The organism is Methylobacterium sp. WL19 (genome assembly GCF_008040005.1).
Taxonomy (GTDB): Bacteria; Pseudomonadota; Alphaproteobacteria; order Rhizobiales; family Beijerinckiaceae; genus Methylobacterium; species Methylobacterium bullatum.
In genome coordinates this window covers 1-7018 of sequence record NZ_VRVC01000181.1, presented here as the reverse complement: position 1 = coordinate 7018, position 7018 = coordinate 1, and the positions used below count along the sequence as shown (strand labels likewise).

Annotated in this window: 7 protein-coding genes and 1 pseudogene; 2 read left to right on the top strand and 6 right to left on the bottom strand. The window is 66.7% G+C overall.

Annotation, left to right across the window (positions count from 1 at the left end):
* Positions 1 to 240: 240 nt before the first annotated feature.
* Complete coding sequence (locus FV220_RS23190) at positions 241 to 1539, top strand: alpha/beta hydrolase (RefSeq protein ID WP_246689523.1); 1299 nt, start codon at positions 241 to 243, stop codon at positions 1537 to 1539.
* A 350-nt stretch (positions 1540 to 1889) separates the two neighbouring features.
* Here FV220_RS23190 and FV220_RS23185 read toward each other — a convergent pair whose 3' ends face one another.
* Together FV220_RS23185 and FV220_RS23180 are read right to left on the bottom strand one after the other, a co-directional pair.
* Positions 1890 to 2780, bottom strand: coding sequence for a PhnA-like protein (locus FV220_RS23185; RefSeq protein WP_147833382.1), 891 nt, complete (start codon positions 2778 to 2780; stop codon positions 1890 to 1892).
* Positions 2781 to 2842: 62 nt separating this feature from the next.
* A complete protein-coding gene (locus tag FV220_RS23180; protein ID WP_147833380.1) occupies positions 2843 to 3172 on the bottom strand; it encodes a CsbD family protein in 330 nt (109 codons plus the stop codon).
* Positions 3173 to 3482: 310 nt separating this feature from the next.
* Between FV220_RS23180 and FV220_RS23175 the strand changes: the two genes are divergently transcribed.
* On the top strand, positions 3483 to 3857 hold the full coding sequence (locus tag FV220_RS23175; protein WP_147833379.1) for a response regulator: 375 nt from the start codon (positions 3483 to 3485) through the stop codon (positions 3855 to 3857).
* A gap of 153 nt (positions 3858 to 4010) precedes the next feature.
* Here the strand turns inward: FV220_RS23175 and FV220_RS23170 are convergent, their stop codons facing one another.
* The 4 genes and pseudogenes from FV220_RS23170 to FV220_RS23155 all read right to left on the bottom strand — a co-directional run.
* On the bottom strand, positions 4011 to 4289 hold the full coding sequence (locus tag FV220_RS23170) for a hypothetical protein (RefSeq protein ID WP_147833378.1): 279 nt from the start codon (positions 4287 to 4289) through the stop codon (positions 4011 to 4013).
* Positions 4290 to 4425: 136 nt separating this feature from the next.
* Positions 4426 to 4953 (bottom strand): hypothetical protein, encoded by a 528-nt coding sequence (locus FV220_RS23165; RefSeq protein WP_147833377.1) that lies wholly within the window; start codon positions 4951 to 4953, stop codon positions 4426 to 4428.
* Between the two features lie 28 nt (positions 4954 to 4981).
* Positions 4982 to 6736, bottom strand: a pseudogene (locus FV220_RS23160) (CusA/CzcA family heavy metal efflux RND transporter); the annotation flags it as partial.
* 34 nt (positions 6737 to 6770) lie between these two features.
* Positions 6771 to 7018: integrase core domain-containing protein (locus tag FV220_RS23155; RefSeq protein WP_147833376.1), on the bottom strand; the 248-nt coding region annotated here is incomplete at its 5' end.

Below are 7018 nucleotides of genomic sequence, written 5' to 3'. Positions count from 1 at the left end.
GGCGGAAGCGGGTCGTCACCTGGGCGGGGGGTGCCTGACTGCATGTGCCTTGTTCCTCTCCAACCGGCGGCGTCCGGGGCGCCGCCCGTGACTAACGTGCGGGGCCCGCGATGGTCCCGCCTTCGGCATCGTCACCTGGGCGAAGCGCCCCGTCTAACCGCCGCAATCTTCGAGCACCCAGGACACACTTCGTTAACCGTGGGCGTGTCGCTCATGGCTTCTCACGGCTGGATCTGTTTGGTGACGCTGGTGTTCGAATGGCTTGGTCGATGTGCGGGCGCAGGGCTCGCCGTCTCGGTGCTGGTTTCCCTGGCGGCCTGTGCCGGGCGTCCAACAGGGGTGCTACTGCCCATCGCCGATGCCGGGCGGATTCCCGGCGCCTCGCGCGTCGACATGCTCGTGGCCACGACGCGGAAGTCCTCCGCCGACAGCGGAGTTCTGTTCTCGGGTGAGCGCGGCGACGCCGTCACCTACACCGATTTGTCCGTATCCATTCCGCCTGATGCCATCCGGCAGCCAGGGTCGGTGCAATGGCCGAAATCCGTGCCGGGAAACCCGGCGACCGACTTCGTGGCCCTGCGCGCAGATCCGGTCGAGCGCGCGAACGTCGCCGCCTGGACCAAGCGTCCCCTTCGTGGCGCCGCAAAACGGCACGTCCTCGTGTTCGTGCACGGCTTCAACAACAAGTTCGAGGACGCGGTCTTCCGCTTCGCCCAGATCGTTCACGATTCCGGTGCCGAGGTCGCGCCGGTCCTGTTCACGTGGCCCTCGCGTGGCTCCGTGCTCGCCTACGGTTATGACCGGGAGAGCACCAACTTCTCCCGCAACGGACTGGAGACCCTTCTCCGGGATCTCGCCAAGGACCCGAACGTCGGGGAGGTGACGGTCCTGGCCCATTCCATGGGCAACTGGCTCGCCCTGGAAAGCCTGCGCCAGATGGCCATACGCGACCGGCGCATCGCCCCCAAGATCAGGAACGTCATCCTGGCAGCCCCGGATGTCGACATGGACTTAGCCCGCGCGGCCTTTCACGACATGGGCAAGGACCGCCCGCGCCTGACGCTGATGGTATCAGGAGACGACCAGGCCCTGGCCGTCTCCCGTCTGGTCTGGGGCGATAGCGTACGGCTCGGGGCCATCGACCCGCGGGTCGAGCCCTACCGGTCCGAGTTGGAACGTGAGAACGTTTCGGTCCTCAACCTGTCGTCGGTGAAGTCGGACGACCCCCTAAACCACGCCAAGTTCGCCTCGGGCGACGTGGTGGCGCTGCTCGGCAAGCGGCTCGCCGACGGCCAGCCGATCTCGGACGGTCAGATCGGCATCGGCGACCGTCTGGTAAGCACGGCGGCCGGCGCCGCATCGACAGTGGCGACCGGCGCGGCCCTCGCCGTCGCGGCCCCCGTGGCGCTGATCGACCCGCAGACGCGCGAGACCTATGGCGAGCATCTGTCGAACGTTGGGTCCGGGATCCGGGACACCGTCGGCTCGACGGCCGACCTTGCCTCGGCGCCTATGCGAGCGGTCACCGGCGGACGATGATGGCAAGCTCACTCTATTGATCGACAAGAGAAAGGCCGCCCTGGACACAGGGCGGCCTTTCTCTTGTCGATCCAGATCGGTGTTGGACCGTCGTCCACTACGGGAACCGTGAGACCGTACCTGATCGTCGGGCCGGACGGTTCGCACGGCGACGGAGACGCGACGCTCCAATCAGTGGCGGCGTGTCGGCGCCGCGGCGCGGCCACCGAAGCGGCGGCTGACGTATGCGATGACCTTCGGCAAGAGGAAGGCTGTGAGGAGCTTGCGGATCATTGTAAGAGCCTTGGGTGAGAAGGTGCGGGCGGGGCCGACCCGAGCGGTCGACCCCCTTGGGATTAGACGCGACGGGTCTAGTAACGCTCGGTGGTGCCGACGGAGGCGATGGTACCCAGACGGCCGCCGAGGAAGCCGGCCAGGGCACCGAGGATCAGGGCCAGCGCGCCGTAGAAGGCGCCCTGGGTGGCGGCAGACTTGGCTGCGACCGCGGCGGCCTCGGCCTTCTGCTTGGCGGTAGCGACGGTCTCTTCGTACTGCTTCCGGTAGTCCTGAATCTGGGTCTTAGCCTGGTCGACCGGAATGCCTTGAGCCTTCGCGAGCGCATCGGCGGCGCGGTTCTCGGCCTGGGCCTTCTGGGCCGGGTCACCAGTGAACAGGGCGCGGATCGCGGCGACGGCAGCGTCCTTGGCGGCCTGCGGGTCCTGGCCGGCGGCCTGCTGGCGGACACTCTGCTCGATGCCGTCCAGCGGGTTCGTAGTCTTGGACAGCGAGGGTGCCGCCGCCTGGGCCGCCGTCTGCACAGTGCCGCCGACGAGGGAGCCGGCGCCGCCGAGCGTGCTGGTCACGCCCGAGAAGGCGCCTCCGATGAGGCCGCCGGCCGCCGATGTCAGCAGGTAGACCACCACGAGGGTAGTAACTGCCCAGGAGACGAGGCCGTGCAGGCCGGCCGCGCCCGTAACGGGCTTGCCCGAGAGGCGCCCGGCGATGAAGCCGCCGGCGAGCGAGGCGATGATGCCGGAGACGATGAACCAGATGCCGGCACCCGCCGAAAGGGTCGAAGCGGCGGGGTTGTCGGCGGCGGTCGCGCCGACGCTTGAGAGGCCAACTCCGACGCCAACCATGTTCAGGATGACCTGGGTCACGAGGGCGGTGACGGCCCCGGCGAAGATGGCTCCCCAGGAAACCTGGTTCAGGAGGACGGTGCGGGTATCGGCTGAGGCCGCGGCGGACCCGGTCGGAAGCATGGGGGAAGCGGACACTGGGTTACTCCGGAACGTTGTCTGGTGCTGGAACAGAAGCGAGGACGTCAGAGCTTGGCGACGAGGAGGCCAAGGCCGAAGCCGACGAGGCCCGCGACGAGGAGGGAGGCGTGCGGCCACTGGGTGGAGCGCTCGTGGACCTCGTGGATCTGGCGCTTGCCCTGGTCGTAGGCGTCCTCGGCATAGTCCGAGACCTCGTCGGCGACATTCCGGACGACGTCCTTTGCCTGTCCGAAGAGGTTCTCGGCAGCCCCCTGGGCCTCCCGGACGCGCCCCTTAACCGAGTGCTCCCTGGAGCCGACCAGGTCGCCTATGGCGGCTTCCGCCTTACCCGCGAGATTGGTTGTGGCACCCGTGATGCGGTTCGTACCGACCATGACGTTCTCCAGATTTGTCGGCGGATGGGATGCGACGTCCCGCTAGTTGCTCAGCGGGTCCGGTATGACGTGTCGAAACCACGTCACCACGATGCGTCGGCAGCGCAGCACAAACGGGTTGTGCGCAATCCTGTTCCGGTCAAGTTCAAGGTTTTCTGGTACGTACGCATTATTAGCGTGATCGGATATTGCCGCGATTCCGTAGTTCGGGGGCAATGGCGGAACAGATTTCCGGGGACTTGCTTGGTCCCGGGGAGGTTGCGGGACAGCACGTGAGGCAACCCACCCTTCATCCGCATGTTGTTCAGAAATGCCGAAGAAACGTTCGCCTGAAACATCGCGGGTCCTCGTGGTCGAAGACGACGATCTCGTCCGGTTGTGTGCCGTCGAGATGCTTGAGGATGCCGGCTTCACGGTCGTCGAGGCACGCCATGCCGATGAGGCGTGGTTCGTCCTGCATGAACGCACGGATATCGGCGTGCAGTTCACCGACGTCGACATGCCGGGAACGATGGACGGCCTCGCGCTTGCCGAGCGCGTGAACGAGAACAGGCCGGACATCCGGCTGGTCCTGACTTCCGGGCGCCATCGCTTTAAGGACCGCGAGGTCCCCGACCACGGTCTTTTCGTTCCGAAGCCCTACGAGGCATGCCAGGTCATTGAGGCCATCCACAACGCGGTTTAGCCCGTTCCCGCATCCCATGGTCGGTAAGGGCGGTCACGCCCATAAGCGCCGAACGATGAAGGGCCGGAATGACCTGCTGCAGCCGCGTCATGTCGGATATGGCATCCCACGGTCGCTCCCGGCCATGGGAGGCACGTTCCCGTCGGCATGCGGTCATCGGATCATGGCGCCGAATTGGAATGGCAGGAGTAGGAGCGAGACGACCAGGATCGTCGACGAGAGAAACGCCTTGTCGGCCGCCTTGCGGACGTGCGCCCTGACCTTGCGCCGGCGCCAGCCCGAACCGCCCCAGGTCTCGGTTCGCCGGGCGAGCTTCTTGCCGGTCATCACCGAGCGATCCGCACTCGAATGCGCCAGCGACGAGCCGCCGACACCCGCTCGTGTGAGATCGAGTGGCTCACCGGACGGCCTCTGCGAGCAGATCCGTGACATGAGCCTCGGCCGGGTGACCCGTGCCTGTACGGTGGGCCTCCGAGCAGGCGGCGAAATCCGGACCTGACGCGGCCATCACCAGTTCACGGGTACCGTCCGGCATCACGCGCGTGGCCAACAACGTCCGTCCCGCCAGTCATTCAAGCGAGTCCGGAAATGGCCCTGGCCGCGGATTGCCGTGGAGGCGGACGCCCTCCCGACGCAGGGTTTCCCGTGCGACCGCATGAGCCCCCCTATCGAGCGCCCGCCCGACCCAGACGACCTGCTGAAGGCCCTGCTCCCGACAGACCATCAGGATCACCTGGATAGTGTCCGGACCGGAGGCCAACGGACGGTCATGGAAATAGTAGAGGCCGGTGAGGTTGGCCTCCCGGTCGACCAGCGACGGCTTAGGCACGCCCGTTACCGGCCCACAGGAGAGGCCGAAGGGCGCCACCTCCGTCGACGATACCTTGAGCCCCGGCGGGCCCTCCCGCATCGTCGCATCGCAATGGTCGGCCTCGTCCTCCAGCGGGTTACGCGGCTTGGACGTGGTTGCCGGCGTGATCGGCATGCGTCTGACCTGGAGGGGCTGGTGATCGTGCACCATGCATCCGTGACGATCCACATCGGGAGTTCCGACGAGGGAGATGGCGGAGGCCAGGACAAGGGTGGCGACCTTCATGTCACGTCTCCAGAAGATGCGAGGGGGCTTATTCAGCGGGAACCGGGACCGCGTGACCGGTTGCGTCCGACTTGGCGGATTTTGAAGGGAGGACGCCCCCGGCGAAGCGCGCGTAGAGCGCCGGCAGGATGACCAGCGTCAGCAGGGTTGCCGAGATAAGGCCGCCGATCACCACGGTCGCCAGGGGCCGTTGGATCTCCGCGCCTGTCTCGGTGGCCAACGCCATCGGTACGAACCCCAGGGACGCCACGAGCGCGGTCATCGCCACCGGCCGGAGCCGGATCATCGCCCCTTCAAGGATCGCCTCCCGCTTGGGCCGGCCCTCCGCGATGAGCTGCTTGATGTCGGTCAGCATCACCAGGCCGTTGAGCACCGCCACCCCCGACAGGGCGATGAACCCCACCGCCGCCGGTACCGAGAACGGCATCCCCCGCAGCCACAGGGCGGCGATGCCGCCGGTCAGGGCCAGAGGGACCGCGCTGAACACCAGCAACGCGTCCTTGGCCGAGTTTAGGGCCGAGAACAGCAGCAGGAAGATCAGGAAGAAGCACACCGGTACCACCACCATCAGGCGTTGCTGGGCCGAGGCTAGGTTCTCGAACTGCCCGCCCCAGGTCACGTAGTACCCGGCCGGAAGCTGGACCCGCGATGCGACCTTGGCCTGGGCCTTCGCCACGAGCGAGCCGGTGTCCCGGCCGCGAACGTTCGCTGTGACCACGACCCGACGGCGGCCGTTCTCGCGCGAGATCTGGTTCGGTCCCTCGCTGACGGAGAAGCTCGCCACCTGCTTCAGGAGGACGGAGGACGCCCGCCCGTTGACGCCCGGGGGCAGCGGCACGGGGATGTTCTCCAGGGCCTCACGGTCCTCGCGCACCTTGTCGTTCAGGCGCACGACTATGGGGAAGCGGCGGTCGCCCTCGAACACCATGCCGGCCTCGCGGCCGCCGATGGCCGCCCCGATGACGTCCTGGATCGCGGACGTGCTCAGGCCGAGGCGCGCCGCCTCCGTCTTGTTGATCTTGATCTCCAAGAACGGCAGCCCGGCCGTCTGCTCGACCTTGACGTCGTCAGCGCCCTCGGTCCCGCGTAGGATCGTGGCGACCTGGTTGGCGGCCTTCAGCATCGGCTCGAACTCCTCGCCGAAGACCTTCACGGCGAGGTCGCCGCGGGTGCCGGCCAGGAGCTCGTTGAAGCGAAGCTGGATCGGCTGGGAGAACTCGTAGACATTTCCCGCGAGCGCCCCGAGGGCCTTCTCGATCTGCTCCTGCAGGTCGGCCTTGGACAGGTCCGGGTCGGGCCATTCATCCTGAGGCTTTAAGATGACGAAGGTGTCGGACGAGGTCGGCGGCATCGGGTCGGAGGCGACCTCCGCAGTGCCGGTCTTCGAGAAGACGTAGGCGACCTGGGGGAATCGGCTGATCGCCTGCTCGACCTTCAGTTGCATCGCCTGCGACTGGGTCAGGGAGGTCGACGGGATGCGCTGCGCGTTCAGCACGATGCTCTTCTCGTCGAGTTGGGGGATGAACTCCTGTCCGAGTTTGGTGAACAGGAACCCGGCACCGACCAGCAGGACAAGGGCGACCGCGACGAAGGTCATCGGGACGCGCAGGGCGGCACCGAGGACCGGACGGTAGGCCGACTTGATCCAGCGGATGATGACGTTGTCGGTCTCGGTGACCTTCCCGGTGATGACGATGGCGATCATCGCCGGCACGAAGATCAGCGAAAGAACGAAGGCCGAGACGAGGGCGATGATGACGGTCAGGGCCATCGGCTCGAACATTGGCCTGCCCCCATTCGGTGGCCCAGGTTCGAAGTTAGTGCATCGTCGGTCGCGTGACGATGGCGGGGTGAGCGAGCGGCGCTGAGCTGCTCGGTTCCGTTGGCCAAATGACGACCTCCGGCGCAGGTGGCTGGTAGCCGAGCGACGAGTGCGGCCGGATGCTGTTGTAGTGCCTGCGCCATTGCTCGATCACGACGCTGGCCTCCTTGAGGGTGTAGAACACCTCGCCGTTGAGGAGTTCATCCCGCAGCTTGGCGTTGAAGCTCTCGCAGTACCCGTTCT

Bases quoted from the DNA above. Each gene is read 5' to 3' on its own strand.
- FV220_RS23185 (WP_147833382.1), bottom strand. From the start codon at position 2,780: ATGCTTCCGACCGGGTCCGCCGCGGCCTCAGCCGATACCCGCACCGTC.
- FV220_RS23180 (WP_147833380.1), bottom strand. From the start codon at position 3,172: ATGGTCGGTACGAACCGCATCACGGGTGCCACAACCAATCTCGCGGGT.
- FV220_RS23175 (WP_147833379.1), top strand. From the start codon at position 3,483: ATGCCGAAGAAACGTTCGCCTGAAACATCGCGGGTCCTCGTGGTCGAA.
- FV220_RS23170 (WP_147833378.1), bottom strand. From the start codon at position 4,289: ATGTCACGGATCTGCTCGCAGAGGCCGTCCGGTGAGCCACTCGATCTC.
- FV220_RS23165 (WP_147833377.1), bottom strand. From the start codon at position 4,953: ATGAAGGTCGCCACCCTTGTCCTGGCCTCCGCCATCTCCCTCGTCGGA.